The organism is Acinetobacter sp. TUM15064 (assembly GCF_008980265.1).
In the GTDB taxonomy this organism is placed as follows: domain Bacteria; phylum Pseudomonadota; class Gammaproteobacteria; order Pseudomonadales; family Moraxellaceae; genus Acinetobacter.
In genome coordinates this window covers 1-23,096 of sequence record NZ_BKFU01000017.1, presented here as the reverse complement: position 1 = coordinate 23,096, position 23,096 = coordinate 1, and the positions used below count along the sequence as shown (strand labels likewise).

The 23,096-nt window shown below is 40.9% G+C and carries 17 protein-coding genes, 2 pseudogenes, 1 CRISPR repeat array and 1 other annotated feature; of the genes and pseudogenes, 16 read left to right on the top strand and 3 right to left on the bottom strand.

What is annotated here, in order from left to right; translation table 11 throughout:
• Window positions 1–5: 5 nt before the first annotated feature.
• The 16 genes from GBI16_RS07470 (at window position 6) to cas6f (ending at window position 17,810) form a co-directional block, all read left to right on the top strand.
• Window positions 6–647 (top strand): outer membrane lipoprotein carrier protein LolA, encoded by a 642-nt coding sequence (locus GBI16_RS07470; protein WP_086210748.1) that lies wholly within the window; start codon window positions 6–8, stop codon window positions 645–647.
• A complete protein-coding gene (locus tag GBI16_RS07465) occupies window positions 622–2,946 on the top strand; it encodes an MMPL family transporter (RefSeq protein WP_086210677.1) in 2,325 nt (774 codons plus the stop codon). The genes GBI16_RS07470 and GBI16_RS07465 overlap by 26 nt, the downstream gene beginning before the upstream one ends.
• Window positions 2,947–2,964: 18 nt before the next feature.
• Window positions 2,965–4,266 carry an NAD(P)/FAD-dependent oxidoreductase gene (locus tag GBI16_RS07460; RefSeq protein ID WP_151706828.1) on the top strand — a complete coding sequence of 434 codons (1,302 nt, stop codon included), beginning with the start codon at window positions 2,965–2,967 and terminating at the stop codon, window positions 4,264–4,266.
• Window positions 4,256–4,813 (top strand): DUF3261 domain-containing protein, encoded by a 558-nt coding sequence (locus GBI16_RS07455; protein ID WP_151706827.1) that lies wholly within the window; start codon window positions 4,256–4,258, stop codon window positions 4,811–4,813. Before GBI16_RS07460 ends, GBI16_RS07455 begins: the two co-directional genes overlap by 11 nt.
• On the top strand, window positions 4,806–6,002 hold the full coding sequence (locus GBI16_RS07450; RefSeq protein WP_151706826.1) for a beta-ketoacyl-[acyl-carrier-protein] synthase family protein: 1,197 nt from the start codon (window positions 4,806–4,808) through the stop codon (window positions 6,000–6,002). The genes GBI16_RS07455 and GBI16_RS07450 overlap by 8 nt, the downstream gene beginning before the upstream one ends.
• A complete protein-coding gene (locus GBI16_RS07445; protein WP_151706825.1) occupies window positions 5,999–6,436 on the top strand; it encodes a 3-hydroxylacyl-ACP dehydratase in 438 nt (145 codons plus the stop codon). Before GBI16_RS07450 ends, GBI16_RS07445 begins: the two co-directional genes overlap by 4 nt.
• Window positions 6,433–7,158 carry a 3-ketoacyl-ACP reductase FabG2 gene (locus tag GBI16_RS07440; RefSeq protein WP_151706824.1) on the top strand — a complete coding sequence of 242 codons (726 nt, stop codon included), beginning with the start codon at window positions 6,433–6,435 and terminating at the stop codon, window positions 7,156–7,158. The genes GBI16_RS07445 and GBI16_RS07440 overlap by 4 nt, the downstream gene beginning before the upstream one ends.
• Window positions 7,158–8,381 carry a beta-ketoacyl-ACP synthase gene (locus GBI16_RS07435; RefSeq protein WP_086210671.1) on the top strand — a complete coding sequence of 408 codons (1,224 nt, stop codon included), beginning with the start codon at window positions 7,158–7,160 and terminating at the stop codon, window positions 8,379–8,381. Before GBI16_RS07440 ends, GBI16_RS07435 begins: the two co-directional genes overlap by 1 nt.
• Before the next feature lie 15 nt (window positions 8,382–8,396).
• A complete protein-coding gene (locus GBI16_RS07430; RefSeq protein WP_086210747.1) occupies window positions 8,397–8,831 on the top strand; it encodes an excinuclease in 435 nt (144 codons plus the stop codon).
• 280 nt (window positions 8,832–9,111) lie between these two features.
• The gene (locus GBI16_RS07425; RefSeq protein WP_086210670.1) at window positions 9,112–9,486 is read left to right on the top strand and encodes a rod shape-determining protein; all 375 of its coding nucleotides are present in this window, start codon (window positions 9,112–9,114) and stop codon (window positions 9,484–9,486) included.
• 189 nt (window positions 9,487–9,675) lie between these two features.
• Window positions 9,676–10,641, top strand: coding sequence for a type I-F CRISPR-associated endonuclease Cas1f (cas1f, locus tag GBI16_RS07420; protein WP_151706823.1), 966 nt, complete (start codon window positions 9,676–9,678; stop codon window positions 10,639–10,641).
• Entirely contained in the window at window positions 10,638–14,012 is a 3,375-nt protein-coding gene (cas3f, locus tag GBI16_RS07415; RefSeq protein ID WP_151706822.1) for a type I-F CRISPR-associated helicase Cas3f, read from the top strand. The genes cas1f and cas3f overlap by 4 nt, the downstream gene beginning before the upstream one ends.
• 14 nt (window positions 14,013–14,026) lie before the next feature.
• Window positions 14,027–15,268 (top strand): type I-F CRISPR-associated protein Csy1, encoded by a 1,242-nt coding sequence (gene csy1, locus GBI16_RS07410; protein WP_119064436.1) that lies wholly within the window; start codon window positions 14,027–14,029, stop codon window positions 15,266–15,268.
• Complete coding sequence (csy2, locus tag GBI16_RS07405) at window positions 15,268–16,152, top strand: type I-F CRISPR-associated protein Csy2 (RefSeq protein WP_110975694.1); 885 nt, start codon at window positions 15,268–15,270, stop codon at window positions 16,150–16,152. Before csy1 ends, csy2 begins: the two co-directional genes overlap by 1 nt.
• A gap of 26 nt (window positions 16,153–16,178) precedes the next feature.
• A complete protein-coding gene (csy3, locus tag GBI16_RS07400) occupies window positions 16,179–17,192 on the top strand; it encodes a type I-F CRISPR-associated protein Csy3 (RefSeq protein WP_151706821.1) in 1,014 nt (337 codons plus the stop codon).
• Window positions 17,193–17,195: 3 nt separating this feature from the next.
• Window positions 17,196–17,810 (top strand): type I-F CRISPR-associated endoribonuclease Cas6/Csy4, encoded by a 615-nt coding sequence (cas6f, locus tag GBI16_RS07395; protein ID WP_151706820.1) that lies wholly within the window; start codon window positions 17,196–17,198, stop codon window positions 17,808–17,810.
• 131 nt (window positions 17,811–17,941) lie between these two features.
• A CRISPR array of direct repeats spans window positions 17,942–20,429; the repeat unit is 28 nt; unit sequence GTTCACTGCCATGTAGGCAGCTTAGAAA.
• A gap of 412 nt (window positions 20,430–20,841) precedes the next feature.
• On the opposite strand, the gene GBI16_RS07390 is transcribed toward cas6f, so the two are convergent.
• From GBI16_RS07390 to GBI16_RS07380, 3 genes and pseudogenes are all read right to left on the bottom strand, one after another.
• On the bottom strand, window positions 20,842–21,078 hold the full coding sequence (locus GBI16_RS07390; protein WP_005005662.1) for a VF530 family DNA-binding protein: 237 nt from the start codon (window positions 21,076–21,078) through the stop codon (window positions 20,842–20,844).
• Between the two features lie 178 nt (window positions 21,079–21,256).
• Window positions 21,257–22,476 (bottom strand): annotated as a pseudogene (locus tag GBI16_RS07385) (IS3 family transposase).
• Window positions 22,085–22,201 (bottom strand) — a sequence feature (AL1L pseudoknot). It overlaps the preceding pseudogene by 117 nt.
• 4 nt (window positions 22,477–22,480) lie before the next feature.
• Window positions 22,481–23,002 (bottom strand): annotated as a pseudogene (locus GBI16_RS07380) (integrase arm-type DNA-binding domain-containing protein); the annotation flags it as partial.
• Window positions 23,003–23,096 lie beyond the last annotated feature (94 nt).

Genomic DNA, 23,096 nt, shown 5'->3' with positions numbered 1-23,096 from the left:
CAAGCATGATTCGATACAAATTTTTTAAGCCGATTTTGGTTGCGTGTACAGCTAGCGTGATGACACTGCTTGCTCCCGCAGTGAATGCACAAAATACTGAATTGAAACAGGTGTTTGCTCAGCTCGGTGCAACGCCTGTGGTGCGTGCCCAATTTGAGCAGCAGAAGAAATTGGCCACTTTGAATAAAACCTATGTGTCCAAAGGCACGGTGCTGTTCAGCAAAAACCAAGGGGTGCTGTGGCAGATTCAAAGTCCAGTCAAAGCCGATTTGGTGGTGACACCGCGTAAGCTGGTACAAAAGACACAACGCACATCCAGTCAAATTGAAGTCGATAAGACTCCTTATGGCTCTGTAGCGACGATGTTTTTACAGTTGATGTCGGGCAATGAAGCGGCACTCGCTAAAAACTTTAATGTGGTGTCTGCCAATTACAGTCCGACGCAGTGGAATGTCAGCTTAACGCCGAAAAGCAGTCTGTTTAAAAAGCTTTTTGTCCAAGTTGATGCGCAAGGTCAGCGTTATGTGGATCGTATTACGATTTTGGAACAAGCCAATAATCGCACCATCATTCGTTTTAGCCAGCAAACGGCTCAACCTCAAACTTTAACGGCTGTGGAAAATGCGCTTTTCCAATTGGCAAAATAAATTTAGCGCCCTGTGGCTGTTGGTGCTGTGTGTCATTGCTTTGGCACTGGGCGTGGCTTGGCTGAATAAAGGCATTAAGATTGAGACCAATATTTTTGCTTTGCTGCCTGAGGCACATCAAGATGCTTATCTGGAACAAGCACAGCAATATGTCAGTCAGCAGTTAAATGACAAAGTCTTTGTGGTGCTGGATGCCAAAACAGATCAGCAACTCGAACAGGCAACGCAAGCACTCAAAACCCAAGCCGACCAAAGTCAGCTATTTTTACCTGTTCGCCCACAACTCGATCCTGATCAATTTGCTCAAGCGCTGTATCAGCACAAAGCAGGGCTATTATCTAAGACAGATCAACAGATTGTGCAAGGGCAGGATGATGCCGCGTTGATGGAGCAGGGCTTATTACAACTGATGAGTCCGGGCATGCCAATCACGGCTGAAATGCTCAAGCAAGATCCTTTATTGCTGTTTCCCCGTTATGCAGTGGGTTTAAGTGCCCTACAAAGTAATGCCGATATCAATTTAGAGCAGGGCTTTGCCACGATTCGTGATGAGCAGGGCATCTCGCGCCTGATGGTGCTTCAGTTCAATAGCAGTCCCTATAACATTGCCTACCAAGAGCAGACTGCTGCATTTATTCAGAATATCAATCGGCAGCTCAACCAGTTGCAGGTTAAACCGCACTGGACAGGCACGTTACTGTTTGCACAGTTTGGCACCAATTCTGCCAAAGAGGAAATCTCGACTATTGGCGTGGGTTCGACCATCGGAATATTACTACTGGTCTGGTTTGGCTTCCGTTCGATACGCCCGATGCTGACGGAAATGGTTGCAGTCGGTACCGGCAGTCTGGTGGCCTTTGCGGTGACGTATTGGGTTTTCGGTGAAATTCACCTGATGACACTGGTCTTTGGCGCCAGTCTGATAGGGGTTTGTGTCGATTTTTCATTTTACTTTATGGCCATGCAGTCTCAGCACCGACAGGTGGATGGATTTGCAGTTTTAAAACCATTATTGCCAAGCCTATTTGTGGGTTTGATGACTACATTGTTGGCTTATGTAGTGCTGAGTTTTACCCCATTTCCGGGTTTTAAGCAGATTGCGGTCTTTTCCATGGTTGGACTGAGCGCAGCATGGGTGACCAGTATTTTATTGCTACCACGTTTGCCTGCGTTGAATGCGGAACCTGCGATACGTGCTTTGGGCTTTATTGGCAAAGCACGCAGTTATGTGCAGAGCCGTAACACACTGCGTTATGGCATGATTGCACTGATTCTACTGGTGATGGGTAGTAGTCTCGCCTTGCTGAGAAGCAATGATGACATCCGTAATTTACAAAGTATGGATGCCACCTTAAAGCAGGAAGATCAATATATTCGTTCGCGTTTTATGCAACAGCAAAGCAGTGAATACTTTGTGGTACAGGGCAGAACCCCAGCAGAGTTGGAGCAGCGCGAACAGCAACTACTGGCAGAGCTTGCGCCCTTACAACAGGCTGGCAAGTTGGATGCTGTACAAGCTTTAGGGCAGTGGATTCCCTCGCTTGAGCAGCAGAAGCACAATATCGCGATGTTGCAGGCGATTCCCAAGCCAGCTTTAGTGAAATATGCGCAAGCGCTACAGCTCAACGCAGCCGATGTTTTAAACTGGCAAGCCCATTTAAAAGACCAACCGTTGTTGACCGAAGCAGTCATTAAAGATCATCCTCTGCATTTTCTGCAGATGAGTCCGACACAACGTTTGGTGATGCTGCAAAATGTGCATGATGTCAAAGCCGTACAGCAGCTTGAGAATGCTGATGTACAACTGTTACGTCCCGTTCATCAACTGTCTGAATTGTTTAAACAGCACCGTGAGCAGGCACAGTGGCTATTACTCAGCGCTTTGGTGATTTTAGCCATTGGCTTAGGGACACTATATGGCAAAAAATCCATTCTGCCTTTGGTGTTGCCTGTCAGCATGGCCTTAATGACCACGTTTGCGATTCAAGCATGGCTGGGTGTCGAGATTAATTTATTCAGCATTATGGGTACCTTCCTAATCATTGGGATTGGGGTGGACTATGCGATTTTCTACCGCCACGGACATGATCATCCGCAGGTGGTGGGGATGGCTTTATTCCTGTGCATGATGTCGACGTTTTTTAGTTTTGGTTTGCTGTCCTTTAGTCATACCTATGCCATTCACAGTTTTGGCTTAACAGTGTTGCTGGGCGTTATTTTTTCATTTATTTATGCCACACTTTTTACATCCTCCGATGCAAAACATGTGGTGGTTCAACAATATCAGCCAAAGAGCTGAGTCAAAGGGTACAGTGCAATGAGCACCATGCAACAGACAGATGTTTTAATTATTGGGGCGGGACCATCAGGCAGCTCGGCTGCAGCTTTGTTGCGCCAAAAAGGTTACCAAGTCACGGTCATTGAAAAGCAATATTTTCCGCGTTTTTCCATCGGCGAGTCTTTATTGCCGCAGTGTATGGTGTTTTTAGAAGAAGCGGGTTTATTGGAAACGGTGCGTGCACATGCCGACGAATATGCCTTTCAGTTTAAAAATGGCGCGGCTTTTTTAAGAGGCAGACAGCGTAGTTTTTATGACTTTACCCAAAAATTTAGTGAAGGCCCAGGCACTACATGGCAGGTCCGACGTGCCAACTTTGACCAGCTTTTGGCACAGCAAGCCGAAAAAATGGGCGCGGACATCCGTTTTGGCCATGAAGTCTTGGCCGTCGATGTCAAATCCACACAGCCGATTTTGACGGTCAAAGATGAGCAAGGCAACAGCTACCAAATTCAAGGCAAGTTCCTGTTAGATGCCAGTGGTTTTGGCCGTATTTTGCCGAAGTTTCTCGACTTAGAAAGCCCATCGGACTTTCCTGTGCGCCGTGCGGTCTTTACCCACATTGAAGACGGTCTATTGAATGACCCTGAGTTTGACCGTGAGAAAATTTTAATTACCGTACATGAAAAAGACCACCGTGCATGGTATTGGCTGATTCCCTTTGCCGATGGGCGTTCTTCATTTGGCATCGTGGCGGAGCAGGATTTCTTTGAAAAATATGGTTATGACGGCAGTGCAGATTATGACCTTGAAGCCTTGCAGAAACGTATTTTAGCCGATGATGCCAGTTTGTCGCATGTACTGCGTCACGCCAAACATGATACTCCTGTGCGTACTTTGGTGGGCTATTCTGCCGATGTGAAACATTTGGCATCAAACAATTATGCGCTACTCGGTAATGCGGGAGAGTTCCTCGATCCTGTCTTTTCTTCAGGGGTAACGATTGCCTTAAAATCGTCCAGTCTAGCGGTGCCATTGGTTGAGCAAGTGCTGCAAGGTCAGGCAGTCGATTGGATGGAGCAATATGAAAAGCCACTACGTAAAGGCATTCAAGTATTTCGTGCCTATGTCGAGTCATGGTATTCGGGGGAGTTTCAGGATGTGGTGTTCTCCACTCATCAGGATGAAAAAATCCGCCGTATGATTGCTTCCTTACTGGCAGGTTATGCGTGGGATGCAAGCAACCCGATTCATCGTAATGCCAAGCAACGCTTGAGCACTTTGGCCGAATATTGCCGAGAAGAACAACCGCAAAAAGAGTCGTTGACTGATGAAACTTAAGCTGCGTTTGAAAACCGTCAGTTGGGTTTTAGCCAGTGCTCTGCTCTGTAGTGCCTGCCAAAGCTGGATTCCCAAGGCGCAGGGACTCGCGACCCCGCAGTGGGCTGTGCAAAATTATCAACGTCAAGATCAAATCGAAGTACAGTGGAAAACCCAGAGTTTCAGCTTTTTACTGTATCAGCAACAACGGGGGCAGTCGCTTGATATGTTAGCGCTCAGCCTCACAGGACAGCAGTTGTTTAAGCTCAGTTTTGATGGTCAAAAGGTCGAAGTTGAACAGCGGATTGATCCAATGAAACGGTTGCCTTTTGATTATGTGGTGCGTGATATTCTGTATGCTACGTATCCAAATTTTGCTGCCTTACATACTGCTCAAAATGCGGTCGTGCAGAAAGACGATACCATTTATATACAGCAGCAACCCGTGTTGAAAATTCAGCAAAATGAAGGAACAATTGAACTGGATAATCTGCAAGTGCCTTATCAAATGGTGATCAGCACGGTGAGCAATACTTTAGAAGATGATCAAGGTGACCATCATGACTAAAAATCTACAGCATGTTTCAGCCGTGGGGATTCAGTTCAGTGCGGCGCTATCGGCTTTGGGGCAAAATGCCACTGAGCTTCAGCATGCCTTAACAGGCACAGAAAATACTTTGTCGCAACGAGAGGATTTGATCGTGGGGCGTTCGGTCTGGGTCGGTGCATCTGATCAAACCTTGCTTCAAGCAGTGCCTGAAAGCTTGAGCGGTGCAGATTCACGGAATCTACGCTTTGCGCTGACGGCTTTGGCGCACATTGAAACTGAAATTCATGCTTATACAGCACAGTTTGCTCAACAACGTCTTGCTGTGATTATCGGCACGTCAACCTCAGGCATCGCAGATAATGAGCCTGTCTTAAAAGTCCAGTTTCAACAGTCAGTACCGCAGTCTGTACAGCACCAAAAGCAAGAAATGGGCAGTTTAGCGAAAGCCTTACAACAGTATTTGGGCTGGAAAGGGCCTGCCTATACCATTTCTACCGCTTGTTCCTCGGCAGCTAAAGCGCTGGCGGCGGGGCAACGTCTGCTGAATGCCGATCTGGCCGATGCTGTCTTAGTCGGTGGAGTAGACACCTTATGCAAGCTGACTTTAAATGGCTTTGATAGTTTAGAAAGCTTATCGAGCGGAATTTGTCAGCCCTGTGGTGCCAACCGTGACGGTATCAATATTGGTGAAGCCGCAGGACTGTTTTTACTGTCCAAAACGCCCGCTCCTGTGATGTTACTGTCGAGTGGCGAGTCAATGGATGCATGGCATATTTCGGCACCACATCCAGAAGGACGAGGGGCTGCGGAGGCGATGCAAAAAGCTTTAGATATGGCACAGCTTGAAGCAGGCGATATTGGGTATTTAAATTTGCATGGGACTTCTACACCCCAAAATGATGCGATGGAGATCAAGGCGGTACAGACTGTTTTCTCAAATGCAGCTGTGGCTTTGAGCAGTACCAAACATAAAACAGGGCATTGTCTGGGGGCAGCGGGTGCAATCGAAGCCTTTATTTGCCAGCAGGTTTTATTAGATCAATCTTGGTTGCCGCTGCATCATGCAGGTGAATTGGATGATGTTTTGGCTGGGCAAAATTATGTGCTTACACCATATTTGAATACACCCATTCGCTATGCGATGAGTAATTCTTTTGCTTTTGGGGGGAGCAATATCAGTTTAATTTTCGGGACGGCTTTGTCATGATGGACGCAGTACAGTTTATTCCACATGCGAAACCGATGGTTTTTGTAAGTCATCTGATTGAAGCCAATGATACGTTTGCGATTGCAGAACTTAATATCACAGCTGATTTGATGTTTTGTGAGCTAGATGGCTTGCCCACATGGAGCAGTATTGAGCTGATGGCGCAGACCATTAGTGCCTATGCAGGCTATAAAGGGCAAACCAAGGGTTGGCCACCGAAAATTGGCTTTTTATTGGGAACGCGTAAAATGCAGTTACCCTGTGCCTATTTTAGTTTGGGTACAACCGTGCAGATTCGGGTCGAACAAAGTTATCTGCACGAAGGTTTGGGGCAGTTTAATTGTGAAATTGAATATCAAGAACATCGGTTCAGCGCTATGTTGAGCGTATTTGAGCCTGAAAATATGAATGAAATCATTGGAAAATTAGTGTGAACAGAAGAGTTTTAGTCACGGGTTCGAGTCGTGGAATAGGTAAAGCGATCGCTTTGGAGTTGGCAAAGGCAGGCTTTGATGTCACGGTCCATGCCCGCTCAAGACAGTCTGAGGCCGAAGCAGTGGCTCAGGAGATTCAAGCGCTTGGACAGGCGAGTCATGTACTGATGTTCGATGTGAATGAGCGTGAAAAGATTGCTGACATTTTGGAGCAAGATATAGCACAGCATGGTGCTTTTTACGGTGCGGTGTTGAATGCAGGACTAACCCGTGATGGTGCTTTCCCCGCATTGACCGATGAAGACTGGGATGATGTGGTCTCGACCTCTCTGAACGGTTTTTATAATGTGCTGAAACCCCTGATGATGCCGATGATTCGCTTGAAAAAGGGCGGACGTATTGTGACCTTGTCTTCAGTATCTGGAATCATGGGGAATCGTGGTCAGGTGAACTATAGCGCTGCTAAGGCAGGCTTGATTGGAGCGACTAAAGCATTGGCACTGGAATTGGCCAAACGTAAAATTACGGTGAACTGTGTTGCTCCGGGCTTGATTGAAACCGAAATGGTGAACGAAGAAGTTAAAGAACACGCCTTGAAAATGATCCCGATGCAACGCATGGGACAGGTAGAAGAAGTCGCAAAAGCGGTGAAGTTTTTATGTAGTGATGATGCCAGTTATATCACTCGTCAAGTGATTTCAGTCAATGGAGGCTTGATCTAATGAAACGTGTTGTCGTAACAGGCATGTCTGGAATTACTTCTTTGGGTGAAACCGCAGAACAAATTTTTGAGCAGTTTGCACAAGGCAAAAGCGGTATTCGCTATATGCCTGACTGGGAGATTTATCCTGATTTACGCAGTAAATTGGCTGGCCCGGTGGAGTCATTTACTGTACCGAAGCATTTTAACCGTAAAGTAACCCGTGGCATGGGGCGTGTTGCTTTAATGTCTACGGTATGTGCTGAAAAAGCATTAGAAGATGCAGGTTTACTGCATGCGGATATCTTAAAAAGTGGTGATGCAGGTGTGGCCTTTGGTTCCTCTGCGGGCAGTGTGGATGCCGTACGTGAGTTTGGCGCCATGTTGATTGAGCACAATATGAGCCAACTGAATGCCACGACCTACATTCGTATGATGTCGCATACCAGTGCAGTCAATATGACGGTGTATTTTGGTTTAAAGGGTTTAACCCTACCAACTTCGAGTGCTTGTACTTCAGGTTCTATGGCGATTGGCCAAGCTTATGAAGCGATCAAATATGGCAAGCAAACTGTGATGATTGCAGGTGGTGCGGAAGAGCTCAGTGCAGCGGGTTCAGCCGTGTTCGATGTGCTATTGGCGACCAGTGTGCAAAATGACCATCCAGAGAAAACCCCACGTCCATTTGATGCAAGCCGAGATGGTTTGGTGGTGGGTGAAGGCGCAGGTTGTTTGATTTTAGAAGAGTATGAACATGCGCAAGCACGTGGGGCGACCATTTATGCCGAGATTGTGGGGTATGGCAGCAATACCGATGGTCAGCATGTGACCCGACCTGATTCTGAAATGATGGGCCGTTGTATGCAGTTGGCACTCAAAGATGCACAGCTTACAGCCGAAGATATTGATTATGTTAATGCGCATGGTACCTCGACCGATCAGGGGGATATTGCTGAATCACAAGCGACTGCGCGGATCTTAGGCAAAAAACCGATTAGCTCATTAAAAAGTTATTTTGGGCATACGCTTGGGGCGTGTGGCGCCATTGAAGCATGGCTCAGTATTGAAATGATGCGACGCAATCAATTGGTGCCGACTTTAAATTTAGATCAGATTGACAGCGCCTGCGGTGATCTGGATTATGTGGTATCGGGCATGCGTTCAGCAGAAACGCAAACCATGATGAGCAATAATTTTGCTTTTGGAGGGATTAATACCTCCTTAATTTTTAAACGTTTCAAATAAGATGAGGGAAAAATGATGTCTTTTAAAAAAGCTTTTGCAGTAACAGTATTGTCTTTATGTGGGATTGCATCGGCTCAAGCAGCTGACCAAATGCATGATTTCAATTTCCAAGAAGCCGTAAACCGTGCTGTCGCTGATGGGGTGTTGGATGGTTCAGTCAAGTTTTATTTAGCGGGCACTAAGTCAGGTGGCAAGGTCATTCAAAAAGGCTTAGTGACCAATAAAAAAACCAATGGTTTTGCTAAATCGGCAGAAAGTTCATGTGATCATGTGCTACGTTCTGCGTTGATTCAGTTCCAAAATACGGCAAAAGCAAAAGGTGCAAATGCCGTGACCAATTTGGTGAGTTTCTATAAGTCCAACGAAACACGTAGCACCACGACTTACCAATGTGCGAAAGGTACGGCATTAGCAGGGGTGGCGTTAAAAGGTGACTTAGTAAAGTTCTAATGTGACTGATGGGCTGGGTCTTTCTATAAACAAGAGAAAGGCTCGGCTTGATATAAAATAATCATGGTTTTATCGCTCAAGTCAGCGGTTTTCATGAGCGGTTAGGCTCAGTGGCTTTATCTTGTTTAAACAGTAAGTGTGAAGCATGAATAATGATGAAAAGCCGTTCTAGTATGCTGAATTCTAAAATCTTTTTGGCTGGGGGATTGATGCTAAAAGGAAAATTTCAAGCACTTCGTATAAGCGTATTATGTTAATTTAGAGAAAATTAAGAATCAAGATGATAAGCGACGATTTAAAGAAACATCCTAAAGCAATGTGGGTACATTTTTATAAAAACCGTATGGATTTGATGTCAGGGGATGGTACTGTCAAAGCAACAGAAGTTCCTCAAATACCTTATGATCATCCGAGAATGATTTTGGCAGATTTTGAAAGTGCTACAACAACATTGAAAGCTTTAATGAAACATCATTCTAATAGTTTATCTTTTTTCAAGTTTACAGCTCCTATTGCGATTGTCCAAATAATGGAGCCAATACAGGCTAATTTAGCTAAGATTGAAATACGAGCTTTTAAAGAATTATTTCTTGATACTGGTGCACGAGCAGTAAATCTTTATGACCTTGATGGAAATTCTATTGAGAATAGATAACTAGGGGTTTAGGAAGTTAAAGAGGGTTGTTACGAAGTAGTTTCAGCAAATCGAGGTATAAATTACCATACAGATGCATCTTGCGAAGATTCTGCGTCAAGATGTGACGTTAGCTTGCTTAATTTTATTTCAATAAAGATGGGGTGAAGATATTTTAATAATAACGCCTCTTTAAAATTGATAACAATAATGGAACAACTTAATCCTTCCGATTTAAAAGCAATTTTACATTCTAAACGTGCCAATCTTTACTACCTTGAACATGCACGTGTCATGCAAAAAGATGGTCGAGTTTTATATCTCACAGAAGCCAAAAATGAAAACCAATATTGGAATATTCCAATCGCCAATACCACGGTCATTTTATTGGGTACAGGCACATCCATTACCCAAGCAGCGATGCGGATGCTCGCCAGTGCAGGAGTATTGGTCGGTTTTACAGGCGGCGGTGGAACGCCTTTATTTATGGGGAGCGAAATTGAATGGATGATGCCACAAAGTGAATATCGCCCCACGGAATATATGCAGGGGTGGATGAGCTTTTGGTTCGACGATGCCAAACGTTTAGAGGTCGCAAAACAATTTCAGTTCGCGCGTATTGAGTTTATTCGTAAAGTTTGGGCTAAAGATCGGGATTTACAAGCCGAAGGATTTTATCTGGATGACCAAGATATCACTCAAGCGTTAACAGGATTTGAAAAGAAAATTCCGCATCAAAGCAAAGTTGGTGATTTGTTGCTTGCTGAAGCACAAATGACCAAGCAACTTTATAAGATTGCGGCAACACGTTGCAAACTCAGTTTTGAACGCAATCCTGAGCAGGGGGATTTAGCCAATGATTTTTTGAATCATGGTAATTATCTCGCCTATGGTTTAGCCGCAACCACGCTTTGGGTGTTAGGCATTTCTCATTCATTTGCAGTGATGCACGGTAAAACTCGACGTGGTGCTTTGGTGTTTGATGTCGCTGATTTAATTAAGGATACTGTGGTTTTGCCTTGGGCATTTATTTGTGCCAAAGAGGGCATGAAAGAGCAAGAGTTTAGACAGCAGTTACTACAAAAACTTACTGAATATCGCTGTTTGGATTGGATGTTTGATCATGTGAAAACGCAAGCTTGTAAAAACTTTAATACAGAGGCAAGTGAATTATGATTGTGACCTTCATTAGCCAGTGTGAAAAGAAAGCGATTGCTCGTACTCGCCGTGTACTCGATGCTTTTGCAGATCGAATTGGTGACAATACATGGCAAACAGTCATTACCGAAGATGGTTTGATTGCTGTTAAAAAATTGTTGAGAAAGACCGTTACCAAAAGTACGGCGGTCAGTTGTCATTGGATACGTGGTCGTCGTAGAAGTGAGTTGCTGTGGATTGTTGGAAATCGGAATAAGTTTAATACGCAGGGGATTGTGCCTGTAAATACCACGAAGAAAAAATTAGATCAAAATAAATGGGAAAATGATTGGCATTATTTACCTCTTATTAAAGCGTTGGTTGCAGTGTCCGCACTACTTCACGATTGGGGCAAAGCAACGGTTTTATTTCAGCAGAAACTCCTCAGTAAAAACAATCAATTTAAAGGTGATCCTTTACGGCATGAATGGATTTCCTGTCTTTTGCTCAATGCATTGGTTCAATCATCAGGCGATATTGAAACTGATGAAGCATGGCTAAATTTATTTATCAGTCAAAGTTGGAATGAAGAAGTACTCAAACAAACGATTGTGAAAAATTCAGATCAATCAAAAGTTTTAGACCAACTTCCACCTTTAGCACAGTTGGTCGCATGGTTGATTGTGTCACATCATCGTTTACCTAATTTAAAAGATGATAAAGCGTTAAAAGAATATACGGTTCAACCTGCAAATAGCATCGTTGAATTATTTGAATTTATCGAAGCAGATTGGGGTTATCAAAATAAATTTGAGGAAAAAGAGTATCAACAACGTCTTAAATTGTGTTTTGAGTTTAAACAAGGTTTGTTGACTCAGTCATCTGAATGGAACAAGCAAATTAAAAAATGGTCAACACGTTTATTACAAGAGTCTCAAGCATCACAGCAGATTTTTGTTGATGGCAGTTGGCGAGTGATTTTACATCATGCACGATTATGTCTCATGTTGGGTGATCACTATTATTCATCTTGTGAGGCAGATAAAACGTGGAAAACCAATTTATCACTCGTTGCAAATACTGACCCAAAAACGAAACAAGCCAAACAATTTTTAGATGAGCATTTAGTACGGGTCAGTGACAATGCAATGCGAGTTGCTCAGTCTTTAAGTCGCTTAGCCGATGACATGGAACCCGCTTATGATATTCAAAAATTAAAAAAGAAAAGTCCTCAAGGTTTTGAATGGCAAGATCAGGCAGTGAAAGGGATACAACAGTTTATTCAAAAAAATGAGGGAGTGGAGAAACAAGGTTGGTTTATTGTCAATATGGCGAGTACGGGTAAGGGTAAAACGATTGCCAATGCTAAAATTATGCAAGCTCTATCCAAAGATGGGCAATCATTACGCTATATCTTAGCTTTAGGACTCAGAACATTAACTTTACAAACTGGTGATTCATATCGTCATGATATTGGTTTGAGCAATGATGAGCTTGCTGTTTTAATTGGTTCAAAAGCTGTTCAGGAATTACATCATCAAAATATAAAAAATACTCAGCCAGATGAAGTAAGTATTGAGGAAATAGGTTCAGAGTCACTGGAAGAACTATTAGACAATGAACTTGATTATGACGCTATGCCTCAAGCAGAGTTTATGAATGCTTTATTTCCAAAGCATCAGGAACAACGTAATAAAGCTTTTTTATATAAACCTGTTTTAGCTTGCACCATTGATCATATGATGGCAGCCACGGAAACCAAACGAGGTGGAAAATATATTTTACCCAGTTTGAGACTTTCATCTTCAGATTTGGTGATTGATGAAGTTGATGATTTTAACGGTCAGGACTTAATTGCGATTGCTCGACTTGTACATTTGGCAGGGATGTTAGGGCGAAAAGTGATGATTTCCTCGGCAACCATTCCACCTGCATTAGCTGAGGGTTTCTTTAATGCGTATCAGCAAGGTTGGTCATTGTATTGTGCGTTTAAAAAACTTAAAAATACAAATATGACTGCAATGTGGGTTGATGAATTTAAAACTAAAATTCAAATCATTGATTCAAGCAAATCAAAAGAAACGATACAGCAATATAAGAATACACATGATCAATTTATTGAGCTTCGAGTAAATGCATTAAGTAAACAAATCGTAAAACATAGAGCTTATATTATAGATTGTGCTGACCTTGTTGCAGAAAAAGAAGTACAACGTTTAGATCAAAGTTTACAGTCGCAATATTTTGAACGAATTAAGCAGAATGCTGAACAATTGCATCTAAATCATTACAGCATCGATATTAAGACAGGCAAAAAAGTTTCTTTTGGTGTGGTACGTATAGCGAATATTTCGCCATGTGTCGCGCTCACTCAATATCTATTAAATGCCGAGTGGTCACAAGGAATTGCACCTCGTGTCATGGCATATCATAGTCGTCAAGTTTTGCTATTACGTAGTGAGCAGGAGCGACATTTAGATCAGGTTTTGAAGCGCAAAGAAAAAGTAGGAGAGCAGGCGACTGCATTTTCAGAAAATGTGATTCGACAGCATTTAGATTCAACAGAGCATGAACATGTTGTTTTTATCTTGGTTGCTACGCCTGTAGAGGAAGTTGGTCGAGATCATGATTTTGATTGGGCAATTGTAGAGCCATCCTCTTATCGCTCTATCATCCAACTTGCTGGGCGGGTATTACGGCATCGAAAACTGGAACAGGATATTCAAAAACCAAATATTGCTTTGATGCAATATAATTTGAAAGGCGTACGAAAGGCGAAGGTCGCATTTGAAAAGCCAGGTTTTGAAATGAATAATGATAAATTCAAATTACAGACCAAAGATCTAAAAGAATTACTCGATATTTCAAATGTTGATTTTAATATCAATGCCGTTCCACGTATTCAGGCAAATCAACCTTTACAAGCTATAAAAAAATTGGCTGATCTTGAACATGCGGTCATGGCTGATGCTTTAACTTCATATAATAAAGTGGGTGCGAAGCCTCTCAATGCGTGGTTGACTCAAAACTGGTTTTTAACGGCTTTACCTCAGCGATTTACGCCTTTTAGACAAAGTTCACCTAATAGTCAGCTTTTTGCAGTGTTAAAAAATCACAAGCTTGTATTTTGTGTAAAAGATGATTTTGGAAAATATATTGATCGTAATGGTTTTTATAATATTCATCACATGCAATTAAACGAATTAGAACAACAAAGATTATGGTTAAATCGAAATTATCACGACATTTTGTGTCGTCTCTCTCTTGATAAATTGAGCGAAAATGAGGATATTTCTGAAAAGGTAGAAACATTATCAGAACGCTATGGGGAAATTATGTTATCTGAATATGATGAGAATAAAAGACTTGTTTATTCTGAACAATTTGGACTTGTAGTTTTAGATAAATAATAAGTGGGGGATATATGGCTGAAAGCATTTATACATTTTTGAATGAGCGAAAAGAACTTTGGTTAAAAGAGCGAATAAAAAAGGCTGAAAATGAAACGGTAATAAGCGAATTACAAAAACAGGCAAATGATAAGTTTAGTTTAAATGAATGGCTACCTGATGCAGCAAAGCGAGTTACACAGCTTTCTATGGTCAGTCACCCAAGTAAATTCAGTCACCCAAGTGCAAAAACTTCAAGCGTGATTGCTAAAGTAGAACAATCTAATGATGGCTATTTACGAAGTGGGAATGTGGATTATTCATTAGATGTATTTGGCAATGCTGCTGCAATGGATGTATTTAAGTTTTTGTCCTTACCATTAAATGAAAAGTTCACGGTATTGGACGGTTTTGAACAGCAAGATCAAGCATTGAAAACTCTAATTACTCATGCAAAATTAAACTTTGATACTTTAAGTACAGAATTTTTAAAAATAAAAGTAACAGATCATTCTGTTAAAACAGATCACTTAGTGAAACAAGTTTATTTTCCAGTTCGTGAAGCACAATATCATTTACTCTCTATTTTAACGCCATCAGGATTAATCACTCGACTAAAACAATCCATTGATGCGATACGTTTTTCTGAAGACACTAAACAAGCTAAAGAGTCACGTAAGAAAAATGAGCATCATGAAATAGGCTATTCCGATATTTTTGATTTAACTGTAACGGGGTATGGTGGAACTCAACCTCAAAATGTCAGTGTTTTAAATAGTCAAAATGCAGGACGAGCTTATTTATTATCAACTTGTCCACCTAAGTTTGAAAACCGTAATATTAAATTACCCAGTCAAGATTTTTTTCAACAGTGTCTATATTGGAAAAGATTTGGTAGTGAATTTGAAAGCTTACAGAAATATGTCACTGGAATTAATAATCAGCATACACGTAAAAAAATTAAAAAAATTTTACGTCAAATGGTTGGAGATATTTTATTTATTGCCTTTTGTATACGTAAAAATGAAAAGGGATGGTCTAAAAAGGAGCATTATCAATCCTTAGCTCTAAAGCAAAAAATATGGCTTGACGATGCATATTTAGATGTAAGAGAAACCGAAAGTGAATGGCGAGATGAAATTGCTCGAAGAACTGCAAAATGGATTTTAGACAGCTTTGAAGACTTTTATGGTTCTAAGTTATTTGGTAGCCCTGAAATTATTGAGTTAAAAGGTATTGTATTTGAAGCACTGGATGAAGATAAGGAGTTTTTTTAATGCGTCATTTTTTATTGATTTCACATTTAAAACTTCACAATGCCAATGCAATGAGTAGTCCATATACCATCGGATTTCCTGCAATGACAGCGTGGCTCGGTGCAGTTCATGCCTTGCAACGTAAATTACAAACTAAAACGTGTGATGTGGCTTTAACTAAAGTGGCAATTAGCTGTCATGAATTTAATTTGCAAACCTATAAAGGGCAAGGGGATTTTGTTCACTCCATTATAGGTACAGCGAATCCATTAGATAAGGATGGGAGTAGACCTGCTTTTATTGAAGAAGCTCGTTGTCATTTAGAAGTTTCACTTTTAATTGAAATTGAAAATTTGAGTAAGAAAAAAAGAGATCAACTTTTAGAGCTTATCCCTGATCTAGTGTGCAGCATGAAATTTGCGAGTGGAGATGTTTTAGCAGTTAAGAATTGTCAAATATTGGATTTTGATGAAGATGAAAGTCAGGATAAGGAATTAAAACCCATCTTAAATAAGCTCATGCTTGGACATGTACTGATTGAGCGTCGTGATCTTGTTATAGAAAGTATGAATCAGGGCAGAGATGCGTTAGATGCGGTTTTAGATTATTTAAAAGTCATACATAGTTCTAGTCTAGATCAAGATGACAAAGTGACATGGACATCAAAGCGTAAAGCTCAAGGTTGGCTTGTGCCTATTGCTGTTGGTTTTCAGGGAATTTCCGAACTGGGACAAGCAAAAAATCAACGTGATGCCAATACTCCGCATCGCTTTGCAGAAAGTGTTTTAACGTTAGGTGAATTTGTGATGCCATATCGTATAGAACACATTGATCAACTGTTATGGAAGTATCATGTTGATTTAGAAAATAATTTATACCTTTGTGAAAATTTTACAACAAACTAACTTGATATTGAAAAAAGGAAAAACTCATGGCTAAAAATGAAAAAGCAGTTGCAAGTGTATTGGCATTTGAAAAGAAACTTGTTCCATCAGATGGTTATTTTTACGGAACAACTTGGACTAATCGTAATGAACAAACAGCATTAAAGCTGATTGAAAAATCGGTACGAGGAACGATTTCAAACCGTTTAAAGCCTGCTGTTGCAGGTGACCCAATGAAACTGAATGCAGAGGTTGAGAAAGCCAATTTACAGACTGTAGATGCATGTGCTTTGGGAGAAAATCAGGACACTTTAAAAGTTAGATTTACCTTAAAAGTACTCGGTGGAATTGAAAATCTATCTGCTTGTAACAATGAAAATTTCTTAGCTTCTTATCAAGTTGTAGCAAAAAACTATATTGAACAATATGGCTTTACTGAGCTTGCTAAACGCTATGCACTTAATATAGCCAATGCTCGGTTTTTATGGCGTAATCGTGTTGGAGCTGAAAAAGTAGAAGTTGTTGTTACGATTAATGATCAAGCAGCAATCACTTTTAATGCTTTGGAATATCCATTGCATGACTTTGATCAGATTGATGAGAAAGTACAAAACTTAGCGAACCAAATTGCACAGGCTTTGAAAGGTGAAACTGCTTATCTATTAATTAAAGTTGAAGCTTATGCATTAGTTGGTAAAGCGCAAGAAGTCTATCCAAGTGAAGAGTTGGTATTAGATAAAGGAAAAGGCAATAAGAGCAAAATTCTTTATCAAGTGAATGATGTTGCTGCAATGCATTCTCAAAAAATCGGTAATGCACTACGTACAATTGATACTTGGTATCCTGAATTTGATGAGAAAAAAACAGCAATTGCGATAGAACCGTATGGCGCGGTTACAAATCTAGGAAAAGCGTATAGAACACCGAAAGATAAAGTTGATTTTTTTAATTTATTTGATAAGTACGCTTTAGGTGAGTCATTGGCTAATACTGAACAAGAACATTATGTGATGGCAGTTTTAGTTCGTGGTGGAGTATTTGGTCAAAGTGGTAAGGAGTAATCAATGGATTATTACCAAGAAATTACTTTGATTGATCAAGCTGAGATTTCACCTTATTTCCTTTGGTCAAAAATCTATATGCAGTTACATTTTGCTTTAGTGGAAATGAAAGATCAGTACAATCAAGTGCCAATCGGAATTTCTTTTCCTGATTATGTGTATGAAACAAAGGAAAATAAAAGATCTAAAGTTGGTTTAGGTGGGAAACTACGTATTTTTGCTATATCTGAAATAGATTTACAAAAACTAGATATCCGAAAATGGCTAGATCGTTTATTAGATTACACACATATCACGAGTGTACGTCCTGTTCCTGAAAATAGAATCACAGGCTATGCCATTTATAGGCGTAAACAGGTGAAAACTAATCCACAGCGTTTGGCTCGTCACCGTGTGAAGCGTGGTGATATTAGTTTTGATGAAGCATTGGCTCGTTATAGTAATGTTGTAACAACAACGGATTTACCTTATATCCAATTGCAAAGTTTAAGTACTTCTGATGAACAAGATAAGAGATGGTTTAAGTTGTTCATTGAAAAGAACGCTACGGAAAAATCTGCAACTCAGGTTTTTAGTACCTATGGTTTAAGTTCACAGAGTTCTGTACCCGAATTTTAACCCAATATTTTTATACTCTTTAACAGCTTAATAAAATCAATAAGTTATAAACGTGGGTTAAAACTTGGGTCTTTTACTAGATTTAAAGCTTAACTCACTGTTATAGCTTTATTTTTTGTGTTAATTTTACTGTTCACTGCCATGTAGGCAGCTTAGAAAGAGCAAGGTTATGCCATGGTGCTATTTGATAAGTTCACTGCCATGTAGGCAGCTTAGAAATATGAAAAGAATCCTGAACGTGATTACTATTCGTTCACTGCCATGTAGGCAGCTTAGAAATCATACCAAGTAAATCACGCTTTACATTTGGAGTTCACTGCCATGTAGGCAGCTTAGAAATGGTTCAAGTATTATTGGTTCAGCTTTTTATCGTTCACTGCCATGTAGGCAGCTTAGAAAGCTTTAAGTGCAAAAGCAAAGCGATAGTTACTGTTCACTGCCATGTAGGCAGCTTAGAAATCTGATGACTTGGATCAAACTTTATCTATCACGTTCACTGCCATGTAGGCAGCTTAGAAATTTATGAAATGGTTCTATTTCGAGATGATTGGGTTCACTGCCATGTAGGCAGCTTAGAAAAGTTCGACAAGTTGCAAACCCTACATACGATCGTTCACTGCCATGTAGGCAGCTTAGAAATAAAAAATAAAGGGGGCATGCCCCCTTTACAAGTTCACTGCCATGTAGGCAGCTTAGAAATTTAGTAATCACGATGTATGGTTATATTGACGGTTCACTGCCATGTAGGCAGCTTAGAAATGACTGATTTTCCAGAGAGGCACACTACTGTCGTTCACTGCCATGTAGGCAGCTTAGAAATTGTAGCCCCAACACAAGAGCCAAAAACCTACGTTCACTGCCATGTAGGCAGCTTAGAAAAGCAAATGGTGTTAGAAAATGGCTACTTCTAGGTTCACTGCCATGTAGGCAGCTTAGAAAAAAACTAAAAAATTGTTTGCCTTTGAAAAATAGTTCACTGCCATGTAGGCAGCTTAGAAAATTTGGATTATTACTCAGAAAGCACGATTCTTGTTCACTGCCATGTAGGCAGCTTAGAAAACAATCTAAAAGTGAATTTAGGCATTTATAAAGTTCACTGCCATGTAGGCAGCTTAGAAAAATCAAAAGGATTGCTGCTGCATCAGTACCTAGTTCACTGCCATGTAGGCAGCTTAGAAATGCATGAACAAGGTATTCTGACCGATGCAGAAGTTCACTGCCATGTAGGCAGCTTAGAAATATTTAAGAATGGCTGACCAATTACTTCACCGGTTCACTGCCATGTAGGCAGCTTAGAAATAAGACCAATTCAGGATTAGCCAGCTCTATATGTTCACTGCCATGTAGGCAGCTTAGAAATTGAACAGTGTTCAATTGAGAATCAGAGAGCCGTTCACTGCCATGTAGGCAGCTTAGAAAATTACGTAATCAATGCCACGCATTAGACCCTCGTTCACTGCCATGTAGGCAGCTTAGAAAAGTATCTGCGACTTTTTTAGATATATAGGCTAGTTCACTGCCATGTAGGCGGCTTAGAAAGAAGTTGTAGACCCTACTACTGGGGAGGTTGTGTTCACTGCCATGTAGGCAGCTTAGAAATGAAAAAGAAATTGAAAGGCATCAAATTGATGGTTCACTGCCATGTAGGCAGCTTAGAAAATCGACATAAAAGAGGTGGACATGTGGCGAACGTTCACTGCCATGTAGGCAGCTTAGAAAAACCCGATAAAAGTTTTAATGCTTTAATCGTAGTTCACTGCCATGTAGGCAGCTTAGAAAATTTTGGTAATCAACTGGTGCAATGAATTGGTGTTCACTGCCATGTAGGCAGCTTAGAAAATGGCAGGATCAAGAAGATCGGAAGCATTGGAGTTCACTGCCATGTAGGCAGCTTAGAAAAATTAGGACGCTCATTCACTTCGTTAGTTCTGGTTCACTGCCATGTAGGCAGCTTAGAAAAATGATTGGTGTTTTGGATGCATGCTTAGTCAGTTCACTGCCATGTAGGCAGCTTAGAAAATGAGGTGGATTCGCACAATGTTGCACTCAACGTTCACTGCCATGTAGGCAGCTTAGAAATGGCTAACACTAATTACATAAAAACAATAACTGTTCACTGCCATGTAGGCAGCTTAGAAATTGTAGAAGTTTTGCAGGGCTTGCCTTGATTTGTTCACTGCCATGTAGGCAGCTTAGAAAGTAACAACGAGGAGCAATAGTTATCCGACCTCGTTCACTGCCATGTAGGCAGCTTAGAAAGTCAAATCTCTTTGAATTGATCAAGTTACAACGCTCACTGCCATGTAGGCAGCTTAGAAAAGTTGCTGTCGCACCCGATACTGCGACAGCCCGTTCACTGCCATGTAGGCAGCTTAGAAATGAGCGTATGCTGTCAAATCAAATTTATGCTCGTTCACTGCCATGTAGGCAGCTTAGAAAACCCATAGCAGTTTTTACTGGCCCCAAGAAATGTTCACTGCCATGTAGGCAGCTTAGAAAAAGTACAAGACCAGTAAAAACGAAATGTCGCGGTTCACTGCCATGTAGGCAGCTTAGAAATAGGAAAAAGAAAGGTTTTGAGCTTGGGGATGGTTCACTGCCATGTAGGCAGCTTAGAAATTGATGTAAAGGTGACACTATCTATGGTAAGACTTTGCTGAAATTGTCTATACTGCCTTTAGATGTTAGAGAAAATTGTAATCAAATCAATAAAAAAGCCCCCATCTTTCGATGAGGGCTTTTTTGAATCTGGAGCGGGAAACGAGACTCGAACTCGCGACCCCAACCTTGGCAAGAGTCACCGACATAAAATACACTAAATAACACAATTGGTACGTTAATAAACTCTATATATAACAGTTATATAGAGTTTTTATTTTGTGTGACGTAATTTAAGATGGGGTGGGGTACTTTGATTTTTGGTCACTAATTTATTGTGATAATCAACAATAATAACCAACATACATATGCTTAATCTAAAGGTATTTTACTGACTGGTATAATTTTATGATGAGAGGGGTGTTGCCTGAGGCTACGGTTTCTGTTTGGCCTTTTGGCGTAAGACGTACAAATATAAGCTTTCTACTTTTTCACGTGCCCATGGTATGGTACGCAAGAATCGTAATGATGATTTAACACTTGGGTCTATGCAAAAACATCTAATTTCAATTTTGTGACTTAAGCCTTCAAAGCCACCGTAGTAATCCAATAATTCATCCAAAATGTCAGCAAGTTTTTTGCCGTGTAAAGGGTCATTGGAGGTGTTCATAATAGATCAATCGTATTTTGGGTGGCTATTATAACCTGGGCTAGTTGGAAAACTAGAGAGTTGGAATGTAGGTAATGATGGACTGAATAGCCACCAAAATTCTAGAGCCCCCCAGCCATCGAGTGAGGCATCATATTGGTGAACCGTACCGGGTTTGTCGGAGACTTTTTTATTTAAGTTAGGCCACCTGACCTAACGGGTTAATCTTATCATAGTACATTGCTTCAAACTCAAAAGGCGACACATAACCCAGTGCACTGTGTACACGCTTTTTATTGAACCAATCTACCCAGTTTAGTGTCGCAAGTTGTACATCTGCTAAACCTTGCCAATCTGCTTTTAAATATTCAATCACCTCTGTTTTGTATAAGCCATTCACCGTTTCAGCCAAAGCATTATCGTATGAATCACCAGTTGTACCGACTGATGCTCGTAAATTTGCTGCTTCTAAACGATTGGTATAGCGAATCGAAAGATATTGCACACCCCTGTCGGAATGATGAATCACATTCTTTGGCATGCCTCGATCATGCAATGCTTGCTCTAATGCATCGAGCACCATATCTGTATTCATTCGTGTAGATACTTTCCAGCCAACAATTGCTCGTGAGAACACATCAATAATAAAGGCGGTATAGACCCAGCCTGAATGAGTTTGAATATACGTAAAGTCACTGACCCACAGTTGGTCAGGATGATCAGCAGTAAAATTACGTTTCACTAAATCATCTGCTCGTTTTTGGTCATCTCGGCTACGGGTGGTTTGTTTATTCTTACCACGCCAAACACCTTGTATACCTAGCTTCTGCATCAATCGAGCAACTGTACAACGTGCGATAACATAACCTTCACGTTTCAATTGTTGCCAGACCTTACGCACACCATATCGACCTGAACTTTCTTTCCAAATTCGTTTAATTTGTTCAGCATGATGCTCATCATGTAGATCTCGTTTCGCTCGATGTTCTGGATTTTCGCAGAGATCTAGAGTCCGGTAATAGGTTGAGGGTGCGATCGGTAAAATTCTACAAATCGCCTCGACTCCGTACAGCTCTTTATTATTATGGATAAAATCCACCATTATTTGTGTGGGCGGTCGAGCTCCGCCTGGGCGAAAAAAGCGGCTGCTTTACGTAGAATCTCATTGGCGCGTTGCAGTTCTTTATTTTCACGTTAGAGTTGTTTAATACGTTCTTGATCTGAAAGCTGCTGTACTTTAACTGGATTTAGTTTATCTAAATATTTTTGATACCAAACACGTAGTGTTTCAGGAGTACAACCTATCTTGGGAGCAATAGCGGTGATCGCAGCCCAATTCGATGGATAATCTTTTTCAGATTCAATCAATAATTGAACCGCTCTTTCTCTGATTTCAGGGGTATATTTTAATTTTGTCATCGGGATAGTCTCTCAGAATATTGACTCTCCGACAAACCCGGTACGGTTCAGGTTCTTTTACTTGGCGCGCCTCTATTTTTTTTATTACTGAAACCAAGTCATAGCGCTTGACGTTTTCAAAAGGTAAATCCTGAAGGTCTGGGTAAATATCATGCTGTAAACATCTTTCTGCTAACTGTAGTACACCGCAGCGGGGTAAATCATTAAATGCATTCTTAAGTTTGAACTGTAGCCATTCCTCCCCTACTTTACGAAAAGTAATTACATTAGAAATAGTATCTTTTTCAAAACTAAAATTATTGTCTTTAAAATCATCTCTGACTTGTCGTGCCTTTTTCAGTGATAAATCAGGATAAAGTCCTAACTGAATGCGGCGACGTTTTTTTATTTGTGGATCTGTATAGCGATAGCACCAAGATTTTCTTCCATTCGTCTCAATCTTCAGGCTAAGTCCATCTTCATCGGATAAAAAACACGTTTTTTCCTTGCAATGAGCTTGGCGAACTTTAATTTCAGTAAGACTCATGGAATTTAAATGAAACCTATCAGATGATTGATTGGATCAATTATATCAAACTAGAACGTTTTATATATGATGCGTATGATACGCATCATATATA

Coding starts and splice junctions, on each gene's coding strand:
- csy2 (WP_110975694.1), top strand. CDS start 15,268: ATGCGTCATTTTTTATTGATTTCACATTTAAAACTTCACAATGCCAAT.
- GBI16_RS07460 (WP_151706828.1), top strand. CDS start 2,965: ATGAGCACCATGCAACAGACAGATGTTTTAATTATTGGGGCGGGACCA.
- csy3 (WP_151706821.1), top strand. CDS start 16,179: ATGGCTAAAAATGAAAAAGCAGTTGCAAGTGTATTGGCATTTGAAAAG.
- GBI16_RS07390 (WP_005005662.1), bottom strand. CDS start 21,078: ATGAACACCTCCAATGACCCTTTACACGGCAAAAAACTTGCTGACATT.
- GBI16_RS07455 (WP_151706827.1), top strand. CDS start 4,256: ATGAAACTTAAGCTGCGTTTGAAAACCGTCAGTTGGGTTTTAGCCAGT.
- cas6f (WP_151706820.1), top strand. CDS start 17,196: ATGGATTATTACCAAGAAATTACTTTGATTGATCAAGCTGAGATTTCA.
- GBI16_RS07435 (WP_086210671.1), top strand. CDS start 7,158: ATGAAACGTGTTGTCGTAACAGGCATGTCTGGAATTACTTCTTTGGGT.
- cas3f (WP_151706822.1), top strand. CDS start 10,638: ATGATTGTGACCTTCATTAGCCAGTGTGAAAAGAAAGCGATTGCTCGT.
- GBI16_RS07425 (WP_086210670.1), top strand. CDS start 9,112: ATGATAAGCGACGATTTAAAGAAACATCCTAAAGCAATGTGGGTACAT.
- cas1f (WP_151706823.1), top strand. CDS start 9,676: ATGGAACAACTTAATCCTTCCGATTTAAAAGCAATTTTACATTCTAAA.
- GBI16_RS07470 (WP_086210748.1), top strand. CDS start 6: ATGATTCGATACAAATTTTTTAAGCCGATTTTGGTTGCGTGTACAGCT.
- GBI16_RS07465 (WP_086210677.1), top strand. CDS start 622: ATGCGCTTTTCCAATTGGCAAAATAAATTTAGCGCCCTGTGGCTGTTG.
- GBI16_RS07430 (WP_086210747.1), top strand. CDS start 8,397: ATGTCTTTTAAAAAAGCTTTTGCAGTAACAGTATTGTCTTTATGTGGG.
- GBI16_RS07445 (WP_151706825.1), top strand. CDS start 5,999: ATGATGGACGCAGTACAGTTTATTCCACATGCGAAACCGATGGTTTTT.
- csy1 (WP_119064436.1), top strand. CDS start 14,027: ATGGCTGAAAGCATTTATACATTTTTGAATGAGCGAAAAGAACTTTGG.
- GBI16_RS07450 (WP_151706826.1), top strand. CDS start 4,806: ATGACTAAAAATCTACAGCATGTTTCAGCCGTGGGGATTCAGTTCAGT.